The sequence below is a fragment of the Streptomyces sp. PCS3-D2 genome (assembly GCF_000612545.2).
In the GTDB taxonomy this organism is placed as follows: domain Bacteria; phylum Actinomycetota; class Actinomycetes; order Streptomycetales; family Streptomycetaceae; genus Streptomyces.
Window position 1 is genome coordinate 2,495,051 of the sequence record NZ_CP097800.1, and the last position, 21,653, is coordinate 2,516,703.

Consider the following 21,653-nt stretch of genomic DNA (forward strand, 5'->3'; position numbering starts at 1 on the left):
CCGCCCCCGCAGGTCCGCCCCCGCAGGCACGCCCCGGAACGGTCCGTCCAGGTCCGTCCTTCAGAGGTCCGCCCGCAGCCGGAGCACCTCCGGCGGCGGGTGCCGGGCCGAGGCGTGTCGGATCTCCGCAGTGAGCGGCGGGTCCAGGGCGCGGTAGGGGACCTCGCCGAGCCCGATGGCGGTGACCGTGCCCCGCGGCCCCGCCGATCCGCGCGCGGCGGCGGCCTCGGCCACCTCCCGGCGCAGCGCCGCCGTCAGCGGGCTCGACACCAGTGGGGTCTCGTCCCCGACCGGCAGGACGAGCACCAGGGCGAGGGGCCGGCGCGGGGTTCCCGTGTAGCCGACGACCGCGGCGTCCCGGACGTCGGTGTGCCGCACCTTCTGCCAGCCGCGCCGCCCGGCCGGGTAGGCCTGGTCCAGCCTCTTGACGACGAGGCCCTCGATACCGCTGGCGGGGAGCGTCTCGTACCAGGTGGCGGCCAGCTCCGGGTCGGTCGTCATCGGGACGGGCTGGAGGGGCGGCCCGAGGGGGAGGAGCAGATCGACGAGGAGGGCCCGCCGGCGTTCGTACGGGCGGGCGCGCACGTCCAGCCCGGCCAGTTCCAGCACGTCGAAGGCGGCGTACGAGGCCGGCAGGCTCTGCGCCAGCACGGCGGCCCGGGCCGCCGTGGCCGCCGCGCGCCGCTGTACCAGCGCGAAGTCGGTGCGGCCCGAGTGCCAGACCACCACCTCACCGTCGAGGACCGTCCCCGCGGGCAACTGCAGCGCTGCCGCCGCCAGGTCGGGGAACGCACTGGTCACGATCCGCCCGGAGCGGGCCTGGAGCGTCACGTCGGCCGCCGAACGGGCGATGACCAGCCGGTGTCCGTCGAACTTCGGCTCGTACGCCAGTCCCGCCCCACGCGGCAGGACGGGGACCGCGGCGGCCAGCGCCACCCGGATCACGGCCGGACCTTGGGGAGCGGGCGACCCCGCGCGGGATCGGCCAGCGGGGCGAAGAGGTCGCCGTCGCGCAGCAGCCGCGGCCCGATGTCATCGGCGAGGAAGACCAGGTCGGCGGGGGTGCGGCAGGCCTCGACCTCGGCCCAGGACACGGGCGCGGAGACGGTGGGGCGGGCCCGCGCGCGCAGGGTGTAGGCGGCGGCGGTGGTTTTCGCGGCTGCGTTCTGGCTGTGGTCGACGAAGACCTTGCCGGGGCGCAGGGCCTTGGCCATGCGGTGGACCACGAGGTCGGGGAGCTCGCGCTCGGCCTCCTGGGCGAGCTGCTTGGCGTACGCGGACACCTGCGAGGACGGGGTCGGCTCCAGCGGCACGGCCAGGTGCAGCCCCTTGGAGCCGGAGGTCTTGGCGCAGGCGTCGAGCCCGTCGGCGGCGAGCCGCTCGCGCAGCCACAGGGCGGCGGCGCTGCACTCGACGACGGACGCGGGCGCGCCGGGGTCGAGGTCGAGGACCATGCGGTCGGCGACCGCGGGGCTGCCGGCCGGCCACTGGTGGACGTGGAATTCGACGACGAGGTTGGCGGCCCACATGAGGGTGGCCATGTCGGCGACGACCACCTGTGCGGCGGAGGGGTCCTCGGAGCGGGGCACCGGGGTGGTCCTCACCCAGTCGGGTGTGCCGGGCGGCGGGTTCTTGGTGAAGAACAGCTGGCCGTCCGGCCCATCCGGATAGCGCAGGAAGGAGACCGCCCGGTCGTGGATCTGGGCCAGCAGGGGCTCCGCCACGCTGGCGTAGTAGTGGAGCACCTCGCCCTTCGTGTAGCCGGTCTCCGGGTAGAGGACCTTGTCGAGATTGCTGAGCGTGATGCGACGGCCCTCCACCAATGTGATCGGCGTCATACGATGAGACTGCCACGAAACAGGAGGAACCGTGCGATCCATCTGGAACGGAGCGATCTCCTTCGGCCTCGTCAGCATTCCGATCAAGCTCGTGAACGCCACCGAGAGCCACTCGATCTCCTTCCGTCAGATCCACCTCGCCGACGGCGGCCGGATCCGCTACCGCAAGGTGTGCGAGCTGGACGGCGAGGAGGTGGCGGGCGCCGAGATCGGCAAGGGGTACGAGGAGGCCGACGGGTCGGTCGTCCCGATCACCGATGAGGACCTGGCTCAGCTGCCGCTGGCCACGGCGAAGACGATCGAGATCATGTCGTTCGTGCCCGCCGAGGAGATCGACCCGCTGCAGATGGACGCGGCGTACTACCTGGCGGCGAACGGGGCCACGGCGGCGAAGCCGTACACGCTGCTGCGGGAGGCGCTGAGGCGCAGCCGGAAGGTCGCGATCGCCAAGTACGCGCTGCGGGGGCGGGAGCGGCTCGGCATGCTGCGGGTCGTCGACGACGTGATCGCGATGCACGGGCTGTTGTGGCCGGACGAGATCCGGGCGCCGGAGGGAGTCGCTCCGGACGTGGAGGTGACCGTACGGGACGCCGAACTGGACCTGGCGGACGCCCTGATGGCGACGCTCGGCGAGGTGGAGATGGCATCGCTGCACGACGACTACCGGGACGCCGTGGAGGCGATGATCGCGGCGAAGGCGGGCGGGGCGTTCGAACCGGCGGAGGCGACCGTGGAGCCGGCCGGGGGGCAGGTGATCGACCTGATGGCGGCGCTGGAGAAGAGCGTGCGGGCGGCGAAGGCCTCGCGGGGCGAGGGTGCGCGGCCTGACGGAGCGGCCCCGGAGAGTGGCACGGAGGCCGAGGTCACGCCGATGCGGCGGCGTGGCGGGACGGGGCGCAGGGCGTCGGCTGCGCCGAAGGCGGTCGGTGGGAAGAAGTCGACGGCGGCTTCGGCGAAGAAGACGGCGGCCTCGAAGACCGCTTCGAAGAAGAAGTCCACCACCGCCAAGTCGGGCACCGCCAAGTCGGGCACCGCCAGGTCGACGACCGCCAAGTCGGGCACCGGCAGGTCGACGACCGCCACGTCGGGGACCGCCAAATCGGCCACGGCCACGTCGACGGCGGCGGCCGGTACGAAGAGGGCCGCCACGGCCTCGGGTGCGAAGAAGGCCTCGACACCGCGGAAGCGGACCTCTGCCTGAGGGGCTGGCCCGGGGTCTGGTTCGAGAACCACGCCAGTGCTGTGCTCTCCCGCCCCGCCCCGCCCCGCCCCGCCGCCGTCCACCGGACTCCGCCCCGGAACCTCGCACCCGGGACCTCGCGCCCCCGCTCCCCCGGCTACCGCCGGGAGGCGCCCCCTCGCGGGGCTGCGGTGCGGCCGGGGCTCAGGGGCGGGCGCTGCGGCAGCCAGGTTCGGGTGTCGCGGGCCTGGGCGAACAGGGCTTCGACGTCAGGGGCTTTGAGGGCCACCGGAGCGGCGGCGAGGTCCGGTGCCGCGGACTGCGGTTGCAGGATGCGGATGTCGCGGACCGTCGGGGCCGTCTCCAGGCGGGAGGCGTCGACCACCGCCAGGGCCGGGGTGACCTTCGCGGCGAGGAGCACGGTCGCGCGGACCGCCGCGCCGCGGATCCAGCGGGGGTCCGGACGGGGTTCGGCGCGGCCGACCGTGAGCAGCAGGTCGCCGACCACCGCGCGCTGGCGGCGTCCGGGAACCGTACGCACGCAGAAGATCCCGGCAGGACCGATGAGCAGGTGGTCGATGTGGCCGGAGCCCGGGAGCGGGACGCAGTGCAGGGTCCGCCAGCCGTCCTGCTCCAGGGCGTCGAGGGCGTCACCCATCCGCTGCTGCGCGGCGAGGTCCTGGCGCAGCCGGTGGCGGGCCCGGCTGCCCGCGGTGCCGTGCTCCAGCTCGCCCAGCAGGGTCTCGCCGGGGCGGTTCGGTGCCAGGTCCGCGTCCGGCGGCAGGGCCAGGCGGCGCAGGTCGGCCGCGGTCGGGACCGGTGGCGGCCCGATGGAGACGGTGCCGCTCAGGTAGGGACGCAGCGCGGCCAGGACTGCCTCGCGGTGGTCGTCTTCGAGGACGCTGATCCGGTTGGCCTGGCGGTCGTACCAGGCGACCGCCTGCCCGTCGGGCAAGTTGACGTACAGTCGACCGCGTCCGGGACGGCCGCTGGGCAGTACCTTGAGTCCGCGCATTCACCCTCACCCCCGCCGTCCATGTGAGCAGCCGGGGCGGCGCACGGCAATCCCTCGGATGTGTAACGACTCCGACGGGCTGCTGCGACTTCGCTGTTACACGAACGGGGTGCCGCCGCAACGGCCGCCGCCTACGGTGGTCGCACCTGGAGACACCAGGGCCCGACCAGCACCGAAGGACCTTCCGTGAGCACCGCCCGCCGCCGCACCCTCGTTCGCGCCACCGCCGTGACCGCCTGTGCCGGCAGCCTGCTGGCGCTGCCCACCGCTGCCGCTCTGGCCGAAGGGGTGCCGGCGGCGGCCTCCGCGCACTCCTCGGCCGCGCAGCGGACTCTGGTCAAGAGCCTCGAACTGGCCGACGGAGTGTCCACGGCGAAGGTCTACCGGATGGCCGAGGGCGGCTACCAGGCCGACATCCTGGCTGTCGACGGCGCCAGGGCGGCCACCCTGACCAGCCGTGACGGGGTCATCGCCGTCGACGGCTCGGGCGGCCTGCACGCGGCCCTGGACCCCGCGGGCCGGCTGACCTCCTGGGTCGGCGGTGCCATCGTGCAGGGCGGCGGCCACGCCGTCGCGGGCGGCGGGCACAAGACCGGCACGCGCGACGGGCAGATCGTCCCGGTCTCGGCCGAGCAGCGGGCCGCCGCCGGCGACACCCGCGCCCTGGAGGCCGCGTCCGCGGAGGGCCGGCGGCTGAGTACGCTGGCCGACGGGCCCGGCGAGGGCGTGCTGCTGCTCGCGGCGGGCGGCGGCATCGCGGCGGTGGGCGCGGCCGGACTCGGCTTCGCCATGCTGCGTCGGGGGCGTACCGACGGCTGACCGCCGTCGGCGGCCGCACGGACGGCGGGCAGCGCTCCCGCCCGCGCTCCGACCACCGGCGGCCACCCGGGTAAAAGGGGGCACACCTCCGCATAGGGTGGATGTGATCGACCGTCGCGGCGGGGCGCGCAGAAGGGCACGGGGGCTGTGGACTGGGGGGCCGTGAAGAGGTTCGTTTTCGGCGGGGCGGCGAGCCGCTCCCGCTCTCCCGTTTCCGGCCCGGCCCGCGCGCCGCTGCTGGCCCTCGCCGCGCTCCCGCTGCTGGCGGGCTGCGGCGACACCGGCGGGCTGGTCGGTGCCGGGGCGACCGCGACCGCGAGCGGGCCCGTCCATCTGTGGCCCGACCGCACGGGGGCGACCGTGCCGCCGGCCGATCCGGCCGGGGCTCCACCCGAGTACGTGAAGGGGATCCCGCCCGTCCCCGACGAGGACGTGCACGCGGTCGATCCCGTGGCGCTCGTCCAGGCGGAGCTGCGGGCCCACCCCAAGACCAGGTCGGGTGCGGACGGGATACCGGCCGAGACCGCCGCGGCGATCAACACCTGCGCGCGGGGGGACACGGGGCCCGCGTCGTGCCCGGTGCTGGCGCCGTACTACCGGGACCTCACCGGCAATGGCCGGGACGAGCTGATCATCGGCATCGAGTTCCCGGACAGGAGGATGTCCGTACGGGTCTACACGGCGGACCGCGACGGCCGCCTCAACCGGATCATGGCGACCACCCAGACGGTCGTCTCGGTGGAGCTGGCCGGGCACGACGTGGTCCTGCGGGTACCCAGCGGGAACCGCGGCTACGAGCTGATCACCGCCTGGTCCTGGGAGGAGAAGCAGCGCACCATGCTGCCGACGCGCGAGCAGATCGTACGGGTGCCCGCGAACCCGCAGGGTCCGCAGGACCGCGGGCCCGGGCCCGGCACGGGACCCCGCACGGGGTCGGGCACCGGACCGGGCACGGGACCGGGCACCGGACTCGGTCCCGGACCGGACCGGCCGTGACGGCGCGCGGGAGCGGGAACAGCGGGAACGAGGACCGGGCGCGGGCCGGGCTGTGGCGGGGACGGCTCCGACTGCCTGCCTGGACGGCCACGCTGACCTGGAAGTCGGCCTGCTTCATCGCGGTGATGTGCTGCTCGCTGGCCGCGGTCCTCGGAGCGCTCGTGCACGTGGAGGTGACCCGTCAGACGGTGGCCACGGCGCGGGAGAAGGCGTTGGGCAAGCTGAGCGACGTCACGGACGCGTACGAGGCGGGCGAGCCGCTGCCGCCCGGTTCCGGCCTGGATCCGGTGGGCCTGCCGCCGCAGCTGCGGGCGCTCGCGGTCGGCGGGCACCGGGGGACGGTCGTGGCGGAGCACCGCGGTCGCCCCACGATGTGGGCGGCCGGCCCGGCGGACGGACGGGCGCTGGCGACGGTGGTCGACTACGGGCAGAGCGCCCGCACCATCAGCGGCCTGGACAAGGCGATCATCGGGTCGTCGGTGCTGGCGATCGGCGGGACCCTGCTCGTGGGGACCTTCGCGGTGACCCGGGTGACGCGGCGGCTGCACCAGACGGCGACCGTGGCGCGGCGGATCACGCGGGGCGACCTCGACGCCCGGGTGGACGACCCGCGGACGAAGGAACCGTCGCGGCGCCAGGACGAGGTGGCGACGGTCGCCGGGGCGCTGGACACGATGGCGGGGAGCCTGCAGTCGAAGCTGGAGAGCGAGCGGCGGTTCACCGCGGACGTCGCCCATGAGCTGCGCACTCCGCTGACGGGCTTGCAGGCGGCGTCGGAGCTGCTGCCGGAGGGCCGGCCGACGGAGCTGGTGCGCGAACGGGTCCGGACGATGCGGCAGCTGACGGAGGACCTGCTGGAGATCTCCCGGTTGGACTCGGGCAGCGAGGCGGTGGAGACCGACCTGCACCAGCTGGGACGGCTGGCCCGGCGCGTGGTGCGGGCCTCCGGGACGGAAACCGAGGCGGTCGTCCTGCGGGACGCCCATGTGGAGACGGATCGGCGGAGGCTGGAACGGGTCCTGGGGAACCTCGTGGCCAACGCCCATCAGCACGGGCGCGCGCCGGTGGTGCTGACGGTGGACGGGACGGTGGTGACCGTACGGGACCACGGGGACGGCTTCCCCGACTACCTGCTGGCACACGGCCCGCAGCGCTTCCGCAGCGGCGGGAAGGGGCACGGGCTGGGGTTGACCATAGCCGCGGGTCAGGCGGAGGCGATCGGCGCGACGCTGCGCTTCCGCTCCGCGGACGGTGGCGGAGGCCTGGCGGTCCTCACTCTCCCGGGTTCCTGACGGGCCGCCGCCCGGCCCCGCGGCCCCGTTCCCGGGCGCCGCGGGGCACGCGCCGGCGGCCGGCCGCGGCGGCGGGCCGGGGGTCAGCTCTGCGGGCGGGAGGGCTTGGTCCAGGGCCAGCGGGGGCGCGGCTTGGTGCCCGAGGGGCGGAACGCGTACTTCCAGCCCTTCTGCAGACCCAGCCGCTTGGAGTAGCCCGCCGGGACGCGTTCGTACAGCAGCACCGTCGGCGGGCCGTCCGGCGTCGGGACGGGGATCTCGTACCACTTCGGCGGGTGTCCGGTCGGGCCGGTCAGGATCGGGAGGACCCGGCCGTCCATCGGGCCGCCCTCGAAGGGGGTCGGTTCGCTTCTCACTCCACCAGTGTCACAGCAGGTGGGCGGCCTCGGAGACCACCGGCATCACGCGCCGGGCCAGGTCCCCCACCGGGCCGTCCGCCGATTCCAGGGACAGGGCGGTCCGGGCGGCCGCCGCGGTCTGCGGATCCGTGGCGGCGGTGGCCGTCAGCAGGGCGATGAACTGGTCGAGCAGCCAGTCGCGGAGGGTGTCCACCTCGGGCTGCTTGCCCTCGTCGATCCACATGAGGGAGGCGGCCTCGACGGCCGTGATCCAGGTACGGACCATCATGCGCAGCCGGGGTCCGGGGGCCGGGACCCCCAGGTGGAGGAGGATCTGGTCGGCGGCGGCCCGGCGGATGCCGTCGACCGTCGCCGTCGTGCGGGAGGTCTCCACGACGCTGCCGCCCTGGAGGAGGGCTGCGAAGCCGGTGTCGTGTTCGTCGACGAACGCGAGGTAGCGGTCCAGGGCCCGGGACAGCCGCCGGGTCAGCGGGCCCTGCTGGGGTTCGGCGAAGCAGAGCTCCAGGAGATCGGCCGCCGAGCGCAGGGCCGCCTCGTAGAGCTGCTGCTTGCCGCCGGGGAAGTAGCGGTAGACGAGCGGGCGCGAGACCCCGGCGGCCTCCGCGACGTCGTCGAGCGAGACCTCCTCCGGGGCCCGGTGCGCGAACAGCGAGAGGGCCGCGTCGAGGAGTTGGGCCCGCCGCTCCTCGACGCTCAGCCTGCGGTACGCGCGTACGGTCATGAGCGCAGGGTAGCCCGCGGGCGGCCGACCGCGGCCGACGTCCGCCAAGTCCGCGGGAACCCGGGAACCGCGGGAACCCGTGCCGTCCCGTCCGTCCGCCCGGGTGCCCGTGCCCCGCCCCCTCCCTATGCCAGGAGGCCCGAGCTCTGCCACAGTTTCCGGCCGACGCCGCGCAGTACGCCGATGTCGTCGAGGAAGTCGGTGAGCCGCTTGGCGCCGGCCTGCATGACCTCGCGGCGGTGGCCGCTGGCCCGGACCTGGGCGACCGCCTCGCGGCGGTCCAGGCCGATGTTGTCGTAGACGGCGGGGTTGACGAAGGCGAGGGAGAAGACGCGGGCCGCCTCACCGCAGCTGACGCGGGTGAGTTCCTGCTCCCAGCGCGGGGCCGTCAGCATCTGGCGGCGCAGCTCCTCGCGGGCGTACCGGACGTGCCGGGCTTCCTCGATGACGTGGATCCGGGTGACTCCGCGCACCAGCGGCTGGATGCGCTCGTCCGGGAAGGTCAGGCGCTGCATCCAGTCGAGGATCTCCTCCCCGAGCAGGGTGCAGGCGAAGGACCCGGGCGTGGTGGAGACGGTCTTCAGGATCCGCGCGAGGTTGTGGTTGAGGCGGGAGACGGGGTAGGCGGGGCTGCCGCTCTTCTCGATCAGGCGGGCGAACATCATCGAGTGGCGGCACTCGTCGGCGATCTCGGTGAGCGCGTAGCGCACGTGCTTGCTGGTCAGCGACTTGTCGTAGATGTGTCGCACCAGCAGCTGCATGAGGATGATCTCGAACCAGACGCCGAGCGAGCCGAGCGCCGCCGCCTCGTGGCGGGAGAGGTCGATGCGCTGCTCCTCGCCCATCTTCTTCCAGAGCGGGGTGTCGTAGAGGGAGAGCAGTTCGGGCGGCCAGTAGTACTTCCCCTCGACCATGGGGGCGTCCCAGTCGAGTTCCCTGTCGGGGTCGAAGGAGTGCCTGGCCGAGGATTCGAGCAGGCGCTCGGCTGTCTGCTCCCGGTCCTTGAGGAGGCCGAGGGCGTCCCTGAGCGCGGCTCGTTCGGTCACGGTCGTCATGGCTTCGGACACCTCGTCGTCGAGTTACCGGCGGTCATCGCTTATGAGACTCCTTGTCAGCAAGGTCGTCAATCCCTCGCGCACTACTTGTTGACCCTGCGTCTACCAACGTGTGACTCTGCCAACTGTCCGGTCCTGCACCGCAGTACGTGAGACGAGGGGGCGTCAGTGTCGACGCACGAGCTCTACACCGAGGACCCGGGCGAGGCCGTCTGGCAGATTCCCGCCTCCGGTTCCGCCCGCTTCACCTGGGAGTACGACGACGGCCGCGAGCGGCTCCTCGCCCTCTACCAGAAGGGCAAGGACAAGCAGTGGGACGGCGCCAAGCGCATCGACTGGGACATCGAGGTGGACCCGTACGATCCGCTGGGGACCCCCGACGAGGCCCTGCCGCTCTACGGGACGCGGCACTGGGCCAAGCTCACCGAGAAGGACAAGGGCGACCTGCGCCGGCACTACACCGCCTGGAACTTCAGCCAGTTCCTCCACGGCGAGCAGGGCGCGATGGTGTGCGCGGCACGCATCGTCGAATCCGTTCCGGACCTCGACGCGAAGTTCTACTCGGCCACGCAGACCATGGACGAGGCCCGGCACGCCGAGATCTTCGGGCGCTTCCTGCACGAGAAGGTCGGGATGCTGTACCCGGTCAACGACAGCCTCCAGGGACTGCTCGGCGACACCCTGCGCGACTCCCGCTGGGACATGCCGTACCTCGGCATGCAGGTGCTCATCGAAGGGTTGGCGCTGGCCTCCTTCGGTCTCATCCGGGACACGACCACCAAGCCGCTGCCCAAGCAGCTCCTGGCCTACGTGATGCAGGACGAGGCCCGGCACGTGGCCTTCGGGCGGATGGCGCTGCGCGACCACTACCGGCAGCTGACGGACGCGGAACTGCGCGAGCGCGAGGAGTTCGTGATCGAGGGCTGCTACCTGATGCGGGACCGGCTGCTCGGGGTGGAGGTGCTGGAGAACTTCGGCATCCCGGCGGAGGAGGCGCAGCGCCTCAGCGAACAGTCCGAGTTTCTGCACCTGTTCCGCAAACTGCTGTTCAGCCGGATCGTGCCGTGCGTGAAGGACATCGGGCTGTGGGGCGAACGGCTCCAGCGGGCGTACGTGGACCTGGGCGTCTTCCACATGGGTGACTCCAACCTCGACCTGCTGATGAGCCAGGACGAGGAGATCGCCGAGGCCTTCGACCGCGAGCGCTTCGCGGCCGAGGAGTCGGCACGGGTCGCGGAGGTCGAGTCGGCCATCCGGGAGGGCACCGACCCGACCCGCTGAGTCCCGCCGAGCCCGGCTGCGCCCGCTCCGGCGATCGGTGCCCGCCCCGATCCGGGCACCCGAACCGGCGCAGCCCCGTCCCTCCCCGCACGAACCAGAGGCCTAATCCGAGGGCTTCGCGCCCAGCGCCGCCGCCATCACCGCCCGCGCGATCGGGGCGGCGGCGCCGTTGCCGCTGATGTCCCCCCGGTTCGCCGACGCGTCCTCCACCACCACCGCCACCGCCACCGCCGGCAGGGCCGCGCCCTCCGTGCGGGCCCAGGAGATGAACCAGGCGTACGGGGTCCCCGCGTTGCCGACGCCGTGCTGGGCGGTACCGGTCTTGCCGCCGACCACCGCACCGGGGATCGCCGCGTTCTTCCCGGTGCCGTTCTCCACCACCTTCACCATCAGCTCCTGCATCCGCAGCGCGGTGGCCGGGTTCATGGCCCGCCCGAGGCTGCGCCGGTCCGCACGCCGGACCGGGGAACCGTCGCCCCGGGTCGTCCGCTCCACCAGGTACGGGGAGGCCAGCTCACCGCCGTTCGCGACGGCCGCGGCCACCATCGCCATCTGGAGCGGTGTCGCTGTGGTGTTGAACTGCCCGATCGAGGAAAGTGCCAGCTGGTCCGGGCTCATGTCGGTGTCGAAGTTCGACCGGGACACCCACGAGGGCACCCGCAGCCCCTCCGTGTTGAAGCCGAAGCGGCGCGCGGCGTCCACCATCCCGCGCAGCCCGACCTGCACTCCGATCTTCGCCATCACCGTGTTGCACGACCACTGGACCGCCTCGGCCATGGAGGCGTCCTCGCACCCCTTGGCCGCGTTCGGCAGCAGGGTGCTGGTCCCGGGCAGCGGATAGGGGTCAGGCGTCCGCGTCGGCGCGTCCACGTCGGTCACCACCCCCGCGTCGAGCGCCGCCGCAGCCGTCACGATCTTGAAGGTGGAGCCGGGCGGGTAGGTCTCCCGCAGCGCCCGGTTGAGCATCGGCCGGGCGGGGTCCTCGTTGAGCTCGGTCCAGGCCGTCTTCGTCTTCGTCCCCGTCCCCGAGAGCACGGAGGGGTCGTACGAGGGGCTGCTGACCAGCGCGAGGATCCTCCCGGTGGCCGGCTCCAGGGCCGCGACCGCGCCGCGCTTGCCACCGAGTCCGGCGTACGCGGCCCGCTGCACGGCGGCGCGGACCGTGGTGGCGGCGTCCCCGCCGGCCGGGCGCCCACGGGTCAGGTCGTACCAGAGGGGGAACGCCGACAGCCCGGGGTCCGTGCCCGACAGGACGGCGTCCTCGGCACGCTCGACGAAGCTGGTCCCGTACGTCTGGGAGGAGAAGCCGGTGACGGGCGCGTAGAGCGGGCCGCTGGTGTAGGTCCGCTCGTAGCGCAGCAGCTGGCCGCTGTCTCGGGTGCCGGTGACGGGCCGCCCGTCGACGAGGATGTCCCCGCGCGGCTCGGCGTAACGCCCGATGGCGGTGCGCTTGTTGGCCGGATTCGCACCGTAGGCCGCGGACTCCCAGACCTGCACCCGTGCGATGTTGACCAGCAGGGCGAGCAGCAGCAGGGCGCAGAAGTACGCGCACCAGCGGATGTAGCGGATCACTCGGCCGCCTCCTGCCCGGGACGGGGCCGGCGGGCGCTGTCGCTGAGCCGGACCAAGAGGGCGACGATGATCCAGTTCGTGACGACGGAGGACCCGCCCTGGGCCAGGAACGGCATGGCCATGCCGGTCAGCGGGATCAGCCCGGTGACTCCGCCCGCGATGACGAACACCTGGAGGGCGACGATCGAGGCGAGGCCGGTGGCCAGCAGCCGGCCGAACGGGTCACGCAGGGCGAGTCCGGCGCGGAAGCCGCGGGCGACGAGCAGGCCGTAGAGGAGCAGGATCGCGGTGAGGCCGATGAGTCCGAGCTCCTCGCCGGCGGTGGCGAGGATGAAGTCCGACTTGGCGGCGAATCCGATCAGGTAGGAATCGCCCTGGCCGAGGCCGGCCCCGAGGAGCCCGCCCGCACCGAAGGCGAAGAGGGACTGGGCGAGCTGGCCGGGGCCCTCGCCGCGCTCGATGGAGGCGAAAGGACTCAGCCAGTCGTCCACACGGCTGTTCACGTGGGGCTCCAAGGTCCCGACGGCGTATGCGCCGAGGGCGGCGAGCAGCAGTCCGATCGCGATCCAGCCGATCCGCCCGGTGGCGGTGAACAACATGATCACGAAGAGGCCGAAGAACAGCAGAGAGGTTCCGAGGTCCCGCTCCAGGACGAGCAGGCCGACACTGAGCAGCCAGATCGCGAGGATCGGACCGAGCACGCGGCCCGGCAGGAGGCGCAGCTTCCAGAAGAGCCGGCGGCCGGTCAGGGCCAGGGCCGTGCGGTTCGCGGCGAGGTAGGAGGCGAAGAACACGGCGAGCAGGATCTTGGCGAACTCCCCCGGCTGGAAGGAGAGGCCGGCGAAGCGGATCCAGATGTGGGCGCCGTTGACGGCCGGGAAGAAGACGGGGACCAGCATCAGCGCCAGGGCGCAGGCGACGGACAGGTAGGCATAGCGCTGGAGCATCCGGTGGTCGCGCAGCAGCGTGACGGCGAGGACGAAGAACACCACGCCCAGGGCGGACCACAGGAGCTGGTCGTCGGCGGTGGGGTGGCCCGGGGTGGCCGCGTCGAGGCGCTGGATGAGCACCAGGCCGAGCCCGTTGAGCAGGACGGCGATGGGGAGCACGAGGGGGTCGGCGTACGGGGCCCGGATCCGGACGGCGAGGTGCGCGAGCAGGGCTGCCGCGGCGAGGCCGACGGCGTACCGGTCTGCGGGGTCGGGGATGCGGCCGGTGGTTGCGAGGCCGACGTGGAGGTGACCGAGTACGGAGATCAGGACGGCGCCCGTGAGGAGCGCCAGCTCGACTCCCCGGCGTGTGGGCGCACCGGCTTCGGGGGGCGGGGGCGAGGGCTCCGCCACCTTCGCCGTCAGAGCGGTCATACCCCGAAACGTAGCAAGCGGACGGATGCTATGTCCGCTTATGTCATAGTGTGCCGAAGAGTCGTCATCAACGGTCGCACGTGAGGAGCCGAGGCGCATGGGACCCGTGGAATTCATCGTCCTCGCCTTCCCGGAGGAGCAGTTGCGGGTACCGGCCGTCGAGGCCGTGACGGGGCTGCGCAAGACGGGGGTGGTCCGGCTGATCGACGGGCTCGTCGCCACGAAGACGGCCTCGGGCGAGGTCCTCGCCGCCGAGTTCGACGAGTTCGTGGAACTGCACGGCCTGCTGACGGGACGGGACGCGGCCCGGCTGATCGGACCGGAGGACGTGCACGAGGCGGCCGACCTGCTGGACCGCGGCAGCTGCGCGCTGCTGCTGGTGGTCGAGCACGTGTGGGCCGAGGACGCGGCGATCGCCGTACGGGCGGCGGGCGGGCGGATCGTGGGCTCGGTCCGCATCCCGCCGGACCGGGTCCCCGCCGACCCCCGGGCGGGGGTGGCCTGATGTTCATCCGGCCGATGGGAGTGACGGTCCGCGCCGCGAACCGACCGGCGGGATCCCCGCTGCTGCGGGGCCTGCTGGCCCGGGCCTCGGGCGCGGCGCAGGAGACGGCCGGCGCGGTACGCCCGGAGGAGCCCCCGCTCCGGGGTCTGCCGGCCCGAGAGATCCAGACGGCGGAGGCGGAGCCCCTGGAGGAGCCGGAACCGGATCCGATGGACGAGCCCGAGCCCGACTACGAGCCGGAGCCGGTCGACGCGGTGTACTGGGAATCCCACCCGGTCCCCACCCCCGCGGCCCCCGCGGGCCTGGCCGCGGAACTGCGCCAACTGGCGGACCTGGCCCGCGAGGGCCTCCTGACCCCCCAGGAGTTCACGGCCGCGAAGACCCGCCTCCTGAACGGCTGACGGCACCCGGCAGGTCAAGGGCTCGGGGCGGGGAGGGGGAGAGAGCCGGCCGGGTGAAGAAGAGGGGCGCGGGGCGGCGCAAGCCCGGGGTCTGGTGCTGCCGCTCCCGGGAGGCCGTATCCCCCGACCGAGTGGCGCGCTGCGACCGGCCGACCCCGTTGGGGGATTTGTCATACCGGACGTGGGAGCATCGGCGCTCTCGGAGGTGATCCCATGTCATATCGGGGGCTTCGCGCTGCCTGCATCGCCGTAGCGCTCCTCGTCGCCGGACCGGTCCAGGACGCCGGTGCCGAGCCCGGTCTGCCCGAAGGGGAGAACGTCGGCGCGCTGCTCACCCGCCTGCAGGGGCTGTACCAGAAGGCCGAGGAGGCCTCCGAGGCGTACAAGAGCACGCAGGACGCCCTGGAGGCGGGCCGACGGGAGGAGCGGTCGCGGGCCGCCGAACTCGGCAGGGCGCGTACGGCCCTCGACGCCGGTCGTGCCCTCGCCGGTCGGCTCGCCCGCGAGCAGTACCAGGGTGGCCGGGGCCTGTCCCCCTACGCCCGGATGCTGCTGGCCGGAAACCCCCAGGCGGCGCTGGAGCAGCGGCGGCTCGCCGCCCGCGAGGGTGCCCGCCGGGCGGCGGCGCTGAGCCGTCTCGCGCAGGGCGAGAAGGCGGCCGACGCGCTCGCCGTACGGGCCCGCAAGGCCTTGGACACCCGGCAGACGCTGGCGGCGCAGCAGAAGGCCCACAAGGAGGAGGTCGCGGCGCAGCTCAAACAGGTCGAGCGGCTGCTGGCCTCGCTGACTCCGGAGCAGCTCACCCGGCTGGGTGCGCGGGAGGCCGAGAAGACCGCGGCGGCGCAGCGGGACCTGGTGGCCTCCGGTGCCCTTCCCACCCGCACGGGCACCCCCACGGCCGCGGGCGGCACGGCCCTCAGGTACGCGGCGGCACAGATCGGGAAGCCGTACCTCTGGGGGGCCGAGGGGCCGGGGTCCTTCGACTGCTCGGGCCTGACCTCCCAGGCCTGGGCGCACGCCGGCCGGAGCATTCCGCGGACCAGTCAGGAGCAGTGGGCGCAGCTCCCGAGGGTGCCGCTGGACCAGTTGCGGCCGGGGGACCTGGTGGTCTACTTCCCCAAGGCGACCCATGTGGGTCTGTACGTGGGTGACGGCATGGTGATCCAGGCGCCGCGGCCGGGGTCCGTCGTGAAGGTCTCACCGATCGCCGCGAACCCCCTGCTCGGGGCGGTGCGGCCGGACCCGGACGGGGCTCCGCTGGCGGAGTTCACCCCGCCGCCGCTGCCCGAGACCTCGGGCGCGGCGGCGGACGACGCCGGCTACTCCGCGGAGGAAGCGCCCGCCGAGGACGGGGCCGCGGCTGCGGTGACCTCGGCCAGGTAGTCCGCCGCGTCCTGGGGGTCGTAGAAGTAGGCGTCGAAGTCGGCCGGGTTGTCGAAGCCGTTGGCGAATCGATTCGCCACCGGCTGGAGCTGTCCCGCCGCCCCGATCAGGTTGAGCACGTGCTCCGGCGGCACGCCGAGCATCGCGTTCGTCCACTGGGTCACCGGCTTGCCCGTGGTGAACCAGTACTTGTCGAAGGTCGCCTTCATCCACGCCTCGTCGAACGGGTCGTCCCCGTGCATGAGGATCGAGGACAGGTACGAGGCGGCGCACTTCGACGCGGAGTTCGAGCCCTGGCCCGTGACGGGGTCGTTGGCGACGACCACGTCGGCCACACCGAGGACGAGCCCGCCGCCGGGGAGACGCCCGATCGGGTTGCGGACGACCGGCGCGTACCGGCCGGAGAGCGTGCCGCCCGCGTCCGTCAGCTCCACCTTCGTCGCGCGGGCGTACTCCCACGGCGTGTACTTCTCCATCAGCTCCAGGGTGAGAGCGAGGTGTTCCGCCGGGTCCTTGACGCCCTCGAAGACGTCGAGCGGACCACCGGGGAGACCTTCCCAGAAGAGGATGTCCGCCCGGCCCGAGGTCGTCAGGGTCGGCATGACGAACAGTTCACCGACGCCCGGGACCAGGTTGCAGCGGACCGCTTCCGTCTCGGGGTGCTCCGGGCGCGGCCCGAGCCCGTGCACGTAGGAGACGGCGAGCGAGCGCTGCGGGGCGTCGTACGGGGAACGCGCCGCGTCCCGCCCGAACATGGACACCAGCTCACCCTTGCCGGCGGCCACCAGCACCAGGTCGTAGGTCCGGGAGAAGTAGTCCAGGTCGGCGACGGACGCCCCGTGGATGACGAGCTGTCCGCCGCGCTGTGCGAAGGTGTCCAGCCAGCCGGCCATCTTCACGCGCTGGTCGACGGACTGCGCGTAGCCCTTGAGCCGGCCGAGCCAGTCGATGGGACGGCTGCCGTCGGGGGCGGCGACCGAGACGCCGAGGCCCTCGATCCTGGGGGCCTGCCGCTCCCAGAAGTTGATCCGGAGGTCGCGTTCGTGCTGGAGCGCGGTGTCGAACATGCACTGGGTGGACATGACCCGTCCGGTGCGGATCTCGTCCGCGGTCCGGTTGGACATGAGCGTGACCTCGTACCCCTTCGCCTGGAGCCCGAGAGCGAGCTGGAGACCGGACTGGCCGGCTCCGACGACGAGTATCCTGCGCATCTCTCAGGTCCTCTCTTCGGGAGTGCTGTCGAGGGCGTGGCCCACCAGCGCCAGCAGGGATTCGATCACCGTCCGGCGCTCTCTCGCATCCATGATCACCACCGGTACGTGCGGTGGGACGCTGAGCGCGTCACGCACGTCCTCGGGCTCGTAGGCGTGCGAGCCCTCGAAGTGGTTGACGGCGACGGCGTACGGCAGCCCGGAGCTCTCGAAGTAGTCCAGGGCGGGGAAGCAGTCGCGCAGGCGGCGGGTGTCGGCCATGACGAGCCCGCCGATGGCTCCGCGCACCAGGTCGTCCCACATGAACCAGAACCGTTCCTGGCCCGGGGTCCCGTACACGTAGAGGACGAGGTCGTCGTCGAGCGTGACGCGGCCGAAGTCCATGGCGACGGTGGTGGTGTGCTTGTCCGGGGTTCCGGACAAGTCGTCCGTCGGGACGCTGGCCCGGGTCATCACCGCCTCGGTGCGCAGCGGGGTGATCTCGGAGACGGAGGAGACGAAGGTGGTCTTGCCGACGCCGAAGCCACCCGCGACGAGCACCTTGACGGCGACGGGGGCGCGGGAGCGGTCGTACTGCCAGGGCTGGACCGGTTCGTCGTCCAGCTCCGGTCTGTCAGAGACGGCGAAGGCCACCGAGCACCCTTTCCAGCAGCGCGCGTTCGGGCCGGCCGGAGCCGTGGCCCGTTCCGTAGACGCGGATCCTTCCCTGGTCCGCGAGGTCACTGACGAGGACGCGGACCACGCCGAGCGGCAGCTTCAGCAGTGCGGCGATCTCGGCGATCGTGCGCATGCGCCGGCAGACCTCGACGATGGCGGGCATCTCGGGCATGCGATCGGGCTTCTGCGGTTCGGACGCCTTGGTGTCCAGGGCGGCGACGAAGGTCTCGACGTTCAGGACCTGGGTGAACCGTGTCCGTCCGCCCGTCAGGGAGTACGGGCGGACGCGGGCGGGACGGCGGTCGGCTCCGCGTATCGGGAGTCGGTCGGCGGCCGGTCTCCTCACGGGGTGTTCTCCATCGACTGGCGCAGCTCACTGCGGACTTCGGGGGTCAGGACGTGTCCGGCGCGGCCGACGAACAGGGCCATGTGGTAGGCGACGACGCTCATGTCGCAGTCGGGCGCGGCGTGCACGCCCAGCAGCGAGCCGTCGCTGATGGCCATGACGAAGACCGAGCCGTGCTCCATCGCCACCATGGTCTGCTTGACGGCACCGAACTCCATGAGGGCGGCCGCCCCGGTGGTGAGGCTGCCGAGACCGGAGACGATCGTGGCGAGGTCGGCGGACGCTCCCCGTGGCCCCTTGGGCCCCGGCGTCTCCTGCCGTTCGCCCGCGCCGCCCGCTCCGGAGTCGGAGGACAGGAGCAGCAGCCCGTCCGAGGAGACGACCGCGACAGAGTTGACGCCGGGCACCTCCTCGACCAGGTCGGTCAGCAGCCACTGCAGGTTGCGGGCCTGGGTGCTCAGTCCGTACGTACTGGGCGCGGTCATGTGCGTGCCTCCTGTGCGCTGTCCCCCTGGTCGGTATTGCTCTCTTCCCGCCCCCGGTCCGGCGCCAGGTCCTTCGCCAGCTCGGCGGCGGCGACGCGTCGGCCGTCCTGGGCTCCCTGGTAGAAGCCCCCGAGCCGGCGCCGCAGTTCTTCGGCGTCGACCCGGTGCGGCTGCTGGGGCCGTACGTCCTCCCTGCGCGGGGCAGCGACGGTGCGCGGGGTGCGCTTCGGCAGGCCCTTGGCGGTGACGGGGCCGCCGCCGTCTGCAGGGTCGGCGGGGTGGCTGCCCTGGCGGGGGAGCCAGTCGGCCTCGGCGGGGGCGTGCGCGTGCGCGTCCCCTGCGGCGGGCTCGGCGGGCTCGGCCGGATCCGGCAGGGTGAAGTCGGCCGCGTCCGCGTCGTGGACGATGCGCGCGACGAGCTGCTCCCCCGCGGGGGCCACGGCCGGGTCCGGCTCGGCGGGCTCGGCGGGCTCGGCGGTGAAGACCTGGTCGGCGGGCGGGGCGTCCGTCGGCGACGGCGTGTCCGCGGTCGGGGCCGCGGTGAAGACCTCGTCGGCGGGCGGGAGACCTCCACCGGAGGGGGCCTCCGCAGCGGTCGCCAGGGCCTCGGCCAGGGTGACCGGCGTGACCGGCTCGGCCGGGACGGCCTGCTCCGTGGGATCGGCGGGGTCCGGGTCGGCCACCGGGTGGGCGGGCTGCGGGTCGGGGTCGGCGGCGTCGGCCTCGGGGGCGGCGTGCGCACCGCGCCGACGGGCCTGGAGGGTGTTCTCGTTCGCTTCCGCTATCACGCCCGGCAGGTGCAGGATGGGCGCACCCGGGGTGGCCAGGTGGTGGACGGGCGAGGCCGGCGGGGTGGCGGGCAGCAGCGCCGCGGGGACGACCACCAGGGCTTCGGTCCCCCCGTGCCGCGCGCCGCGCAACTCCGCGGTGACGCCGTGCCGTGCCGCGAGCCGCCCGGCGACGTACAGGCCGAGGCCCAGGCCGTGATCCTCCTCGGGCTCCTCGTCGTACGCCTCGGGCGTGGACAGCCGGGCGTTGAGCGCCTGCAGGCGGTCCTCGGTGACGCCGATGCCCTCGTCGACGACGGAGAGCACGACGTCGCCGTTGTCGAGCGTCCAGCCCGACACCTTCACCTTGACGTCCGGCGGTGAGAACGTCGTGGCGTTCTCCAACAGTTCGGCGAGCACGTGCGAGATGTCGTCGGCGGCGTGCCCGGCCACCTGCGTGTACGAGGGCAGTGCCGCGAGGTCGACGCGCTCGTAGCGCTCGATCTCGCTGACGGCGGCCCGCATCACGTCGACGAGCGCCACCGGCGCCGCCTGTCCGTGGCCGTGCTCCTGCCCGGCGAGAACCAGCAGGTTCTCGTTGTGGCGGCGCATCACGGTCGCCAGGTGGTCGAGCTTGAAGAGGGTCGCGAGCCGGTCGGGGTCCTGTTCCTTGGACTCCAGTTCCTCGATGACGGCGAGCTGGCGCTCGACCAGGCCCAGCGTGCGCAGCGAGAGCGAGACGGAGGTCGTCGACATGATGCGGCGGTGCTCCTCCAGCCCGGCGCGCAGCTTCGTCAGCTCCTCCTCCAGCGCCTCGCGGCCCGAGGCGAGCGCCTCGTTGCGGCCGATGATGCGGCGCCGGTCGGCGTCGAGCCCGGCGATCCGGGTGTGCAGGGAGACCGTCTGGTCACGTACGGCGTTCAGGTGCCGGACGACCTCGGCGAACTCGTCGTTGCGGCCGGTGAATCGCACCGGTTCCACGGAGCCCTCGGGCGTCGCCAGCCGCTCCGCTCCGCGGCGCAAGACCGACAGGGGGCGGGTCAGCGAGCGGGCGACGGCGGTGGCGAATCCGACGGCGACGAGGAACAGCAGGCCGAGCAGGGCGACCAGGATCTCCAGCCGGGCGACGTCGTCGTCGCGCAGGGAGGCGAGGGCGGAGGCCCGCTGTCCGGCGAGGGTGGCCTCGACGGTGCGCATCCGGTCGATGCGCGAGGTGAGCGCGGCACCGACGGCGGCACCGTCGGTCTTGCGGTCGGGGGTGGCCTGCGTGGGCCGGTCGGTGAACCTCTTGAGGTAGTCGTCGGCCGCCTTGACCTCGGGGCCGGTGACGGTGGCGGTGAGGGTCTGGCGCACGTCGGGGCGGGCGACCCGGGCGAAGTCGTCGAGGGCCGCCTGCTCGCGTACGCGCGAGCGCTGCGCGGCGGCGGTGAGTTCATCGACGGTGGCCGAGCCCGAGGCCTGCTCGCCGCGGGGCACGGGCTGCTCGCTGCGGGGCACGGCCAGCGCGCCGAGCAGCAGTCCGCGGGTGGCCGAGGCCTGTTCCACCGCCTGGCCGAGGGGGGCCAGCGGACGGGTGGTGATGAGGGCGGCCCCGGCGCGCGGCGGGGTCAGCTCGGCGAGCCGGGTGCCCGGGGCGAGGAGTTCGGTGATGACGCCGGTGTAGGCCTGGTGGGCGTCGAGGGCGCTGCCCTTGCCGTCGATGGCTTCGGTGCGGACGGACCCGACGCGGGCGAGGGCCATGGCGAGGGGTTCGTCGACCACGCCCACGGCCTCGGCGATCTGCCGGTCGGTACGCAGGAGGCGGTCCTGGAGTCCGGCCTTGGCTGCGCCGGGTCGGCCCTTGGCCGCGTACTCGACGACGGCGTCGCGCTCGTCGGCGAGAACGTGCGTGAGGGTGAGGATCTGGCCGGTCTGCTCGGCGAGGGTGACCAGCCGCTGGGAGTCGTTCAGCTCCCTGGCAGCGGTGACGACGGCGGGGGTGCCGGCCACGAGGACGGTGAGTCCCGCGACGGCGACACCGACGACCAGCCGGCTGCGCACGCGGACGCGGCGTCCTGCGGGGGCCGGGCCTTCGGCGGCGGTGCCTCCCCCAGCTACCGCTGGGAGGTGCCCCCTGTTCCGAGACCGCTTCTTCTGCACCGGTGCTCGCAATCCTGTACGTGTGCTTATGCTCGTCTACTCGTGTGGCCGAGGTAACGGCCGGTCAACAAGTAAACGCCCCCTGCCCCCCTCGTACCGCCTCAGACCTTTGCAGCGTGTTGGGGAGAGAGCCGCACATCGCCCACCCGGCCACTCGAACGAGTGAACATCACGGATGAGTTGGCGGCCAAACTCGGACACCCGGCCCCAGAGCGGTTCCGTGGACAGGTGGTTGAAAGATCGATGCGGCCTTGGCAGTATGCCCGC

The 21,653-nt window shown here is 73.2% G+C and carries 21 protein-coding genes; 8 read left to right on the forward strand and 13 right to left on the reverse strand.

Annotation, left to right across the window (positions count from 1 at the left end):
* Positions 1–60: 60 nt before the first annotated feature.
* Entirely contained in the window at positions 61–942 is an 882-nt protein-coding gene (locus tag AW27_RS10170) for an ATP-dependent DNA ligase (protein ID WP_037928603.1), read from the reverse strand.
* Positions 942–1,838, reverse strand: a complete 897-nt coding sequence (gene ligD, locus AW27_RS10175; protein WP_037927864.1) for a non-homologous end-joining DNA ligase — start codon at positions 1,836–1,838, stop codon at positions 942–944. Before ligD ends, AW27_RS10170 begins: the two co-directional genes overlap by 1 nt.
* 31 nt (positions 1,839–1,869) lie before the next feature.
* On the opposite strand from ligD, the gene ku reads away from it, so the two are divergent.
* Positions 1,870–3,039: a non-homologous end joining protein Ku gene (ku, locus tag AW27_RS10180; protein ID WP_037927862.1), complete on the forward strand. Its 1,170-nt coding sequence runs from the start codon at positions 1,870–1,872 to the stop codon at positions 3,037–3,039.
* A 136-nt stretch (positions 3,040–3,175) separates the two neighbouring features.
* On the opposite strand, the gene AW27_RS10185 is transcribed toward ku, so the two are convergent.
* Positions 3,176–4,033, reverse strand: a complete 858-nt coding sequence (locus tag AW27_RS10185) for a nuclease-related domain-containing protein (protein WP_063890646.1) — start codon at positions 4,031–4,033, stop codon at positions 3,176–3,178.
* A gap of 186 nt (positions 4,034–4,219) precedes the next feature.
* On the opposite strand from AW27_RS10185, the gene AW27_RS10190 reads away from it, so the two are divergent.
* The 3 genes from AW27_RS10190 (at position 4,220) to AW27_RS10200 (ending at position 7,140) form a co-directional block, all read left to right on the forward strand.
* Entirely contained in the window at positions 4,220–4,852 is a 633-nt protein-coding gene (locus tag AW27_RS10190; protein WP_037927858.1) for a hypothetical protein, read from the forward strand.
* A 162-nt stretch (positions 4,853–5,014) separates the two neighbouring features.
* Complete coding sequence (locus AW27_RS10195) at positions 5,015–5,848, forward strand: hypothetical protein (RefSeq protein ID WP_063890645.1); 834 nt, start codon at positions 5,015–5,017, stop codon at positions 5,846–5,848.
* A gap of 50 nt (positions 5,849–5,898) precedes the next feature.
* Positions 5,899–7,140 carry a sensor histidine kinase gene (locus AW27_RS10200; RefSeq protein ID WP_037928594.1) on the forward strand — a complete coding sequence of 414 codons (1,242 nt, stop codon included), beginning with the start codon at positions 5,899–5,901 and terminating at the stop codon, positions 7,138–7,140.
* 83 nt (positions 7,141–7,223) lie between these two features.
* Here the strand turns inward: AW27_RS10200 and AW27_RS10205 are convergent, their stop codons facing one another.
* The 3 genes from AW27_RS10205 to AW27_RS10215 form a co-directional block, all read right to left on the reverse strand.
* Positions 7,224–7,496 (reverse strand): hypothetical protein, encoded by a 273-nt coding sequence (locus tag AW27_RS10205; protein WP_037927855.1) that lies wholly within the window; start codon positions 7,494–7,496, stop codon positions 7,224–7,226.
* A 10-nt stretch (positions 7,497–7,506) separates the two neighbouring features.
* Positions 7,507–8,220 carry a TetR/AcrR family transcriptional regulator gene (locus AW27_RS10210; RefSeq protein ID WP_037928590.1) on the reverse strand — a complete coding sequence of 238 codons (714 nt, stop codon included), beginning with the start codon at positions 8,218–8,220 and terminating at the stop codon, positions 7,507–7,509.
* A gap of 125 nt (positions 8,221–8,345) precedes the next feature.
* The gene (locus AW27_RS10215) at positions 8,346–9,275 is read right to left on the reverse strand and encodes an AurF N-oxygenase family protein (RefSeq protein WP_037927852.1); all 930 of its coding nucleotides are present in this window, start codon (positions 9,273–9,275) and stop codon (positions 8,346–8,348) included.
* A gap of 168 nt (positions 9,276–9,443) precedes the next feature.
* On the opposite strand from AW27_RS10215, the gene AW27_RS10220 reads away from it, so the two are divergent.
* The gene (locus AW27_RS10220) at positions 9,444–10,556 is read left to right on the forward strand and encodes a ferritin-like domain-containing protein (protein ID WP_037927849.1); all 1,113 of its coding nucleotides are present in this window, start codon (positions 9,444–9,446) and stop codon (positions 10,554–10,556) included.
* Between the two features lie 102 nt (positions 10,557–10,658).
* Here the strand turns inward: AW27_RS10220 and AW27_RS10225 are convergent, their stop codons facing one another.
* Positions 10,659–12,128, reverse strand: coding sequence for a penicillin-binding transpeptidase domain-containing protein (locus AW27_RS10225; protein WP_037927847.1), 1,470 nt, complete (start codon positions 12,126–12,128; stop codon positions 10,659–10,661).
* The gene (locus AW27_RS10230) at positions 12,125–13,492 is read right to left on the reverse strand and encodes an FtsW/RodA/SpoVE family cell cycle protein (RefSeq protein WP_037927844.1); all 1,368 of its coding nucleotides are present in this window, start codon (positions 13,490–13,492) and stop codon (positions 12,125–12,127) included. Before AW27_RS10230 ends, AW27_RS10225 begins: the two co-directional genes overlap by 4 nt.
* Positions 13,493–13,589: 97 nt before the next feature.
* Between AW27_RS10230 and AW27_RS10235 the strand changes: the two genes are divergently transcribed.
* The 3 genes from AW27_RS10235 to AW27_RS10245 all read left to right on the forward strand — a co-directional run bounded on the left by AW27_RS10235 (position 13,590) and on the right by AW27_RS10245 (position 15,781).
* On the forward strand, positions 13,590–13,997 hold the full coding sequence (locus tag AW27_RS10235; RefSeq protein ID WP_037927841.1) for a DUF6325 family protein: 408 nt from the start codon (positions 13,590–13,592) through the stop codon (positions 13,995–13,997).
* On the forward strand, positions 13,997–14,398 hold the full coding sequence (locus AW27_RS10240; protein ID WP_037927838.1) for an SHOCT domain-containing protein: 402 nt from the start codon (positions 13,997–13,999) through the stop codon (positions 14,396–14,398). The genes AW27_RS10235 and AW27_RS10240 overlap by 1 nt, the downstream gene beginning before the upstream one ends.
* 213 nt (positions 14,399–14,611) lie before the next feature.
* Positions 14,612–15,781: a C40 family peptidase gene (locus AW27_RS10245; RefSeq protein WP_037927834.1), complete on the forward strand. Its 1,170-nt coding sequence runs from the start codon at positions 14,612–14,614 to the stop codon at positions 15,779–15,781.
* Here AW27_RS10245 and AW27_RS10250 read toward each other — a convergent pair.
* From AW27_RS10250 to AW27_RS10270, 5 genes are read right to left on the reverse strand one after another with little or no spacing between them, the layout of a single operon-like run.
* Positions 15,718–16,992 (reverse strand): styrene monooxygenase/indole monooxygenase family protein, encoded by a 1,275-nt coding sequence (locus AW27_RS10250; protein ID WP_037927828.1) that lies wholly within the window; start codon positions 16,990–16,992, stop codon positions 15,718–15,720. The genes AW27_RS10245 and AW27_RS10250 overlap by 64 nt on opposite strands.
* Positions 16,993–16,995: 3 nt before the next feature.
* Positions 16,996–17,625, reverse strand: coding sequence for a GTP-binding protein (locus tag AW27_RS10255; RefSeq protein WP_037927825.1), 630 nt, complete (start codon positions 17,623–17,625; stop codon positions 16,996–16,998).
* Complete coding sequence (locus AW27_RS10260) at positions 17,606–17,995, reverse strand: DUF742 domain-containing protein (RefSeq protein ID WP_037927822.1); 390 nt, start codon at positions 17,993–17,995, stop codon at positions 17,606–17,608. The genes AW27_RS10255 and AW27_RS10260 overlap by 20 nt, the downstream gene beginning before the upstream one ends.
* On the reverse strand, positions 17,992–18,480 hold the full coding sequence (locus AW27_RS10265) for a roadblock/LC7 domain-containing protein (protein ID WP_037927819.1): 489 nt from the start codon (positions 18,478–18,480) through the stop codon (positions 17,992–17,994). The genes AW27_RS10260 and AW27_RS10265 overlap by 4 nt, the downstream gene beginning before the upstream one ends.
* The gene (locus tag AW27_RS10270; RefSeq protein WP_052031245.1) at positions 18,477–21,287 is read right to left on the reverse strand and encodes a sensor histidine kinase; all 2,811 of its coding nucleotides are present in this window, start codon (positions 21,285–21,287) and stop codon (positions 18,477–18,479) included. Before AW27_RS10270 ends, AW27_RS10265 begins: the two co-directional genes overlap by 4 nt.
* Positions 21,288–21,653 lie beyond the last annotated feature (366 nt).

Bases quoted from the DNA above. Each gene is read 5' to 3' on its own strand.
- ligD (WP_037927864.1), bottom strand. From the start codon at position 1,838: ATGACGCCGATCACATTGGTGGAGGGCCGTCGCATCACGCTCAGCAAT.
- AW27_RS10185 (WP_063890646.1), bottom strand. From the start codon at position 4,033: ATGCGCGGACTCAAGGTACTGCCCAGCGGCCGTCCCGGACGCGGTCGA.
- AW27_RS10210 (WP_037928590.1), bottom strand. From the start codon at position 8,220: ATGACCGTACGCGCGTACCGCAGGCTGAGCGTCGAGGAGCGGCGGGCC.
- AW27_RS10215 (WP_037927852.1), bottom strand. From the start codon at position 9,275: ATGACGACCGTGACCGAACGAGCCGCGCTCAGGGACGCCCTCGGCCTC.
- AW27_RS10230 (WP_037927844.1), bottom strand. From the start codon at position 13,492: ATGACCGCTCTGACGGCGAAGGTGGCGGAGCCCTCGCCCCCGCCCCCC.
- AW27_RS10235 (WP_037927841.1), top strand. From the start codon at position 13,590: ATGGGACCCGTGGAATTCATCGTCCTCGCCTTCCCGGAGGAGCAGTTG.
- AW27_RS10240 (WP_037927838.1), top strand. From the start codon at position 13,997: ATGTTCATCCGGCCGATGGGAGTGACGGTCCGCGCCGCGAACCGACCG.
- AW27_RS10245 (WP_037927834.1), top strand. From the start codon at position 14,612: ATGTCATATCGGGGGCTTCGCGCTGCCTGCATCGCCGTAGCGCTCCTC.
- AW27_RS10250 (WP_037927828.1), bottom strand. From the start codon at position 16,992: ATGCGCAGGATACTCGTCGTCGGAGCCGGCCAGTCCGGTCTCCAGCTC.
- AW27_RS10265 (WP_037927819.1), bottom strand. From the start codon at position 18,480: ATGACCGCGCCCAGTACGTACGGACTGAGCACCCAGGCCCGCAACCTG.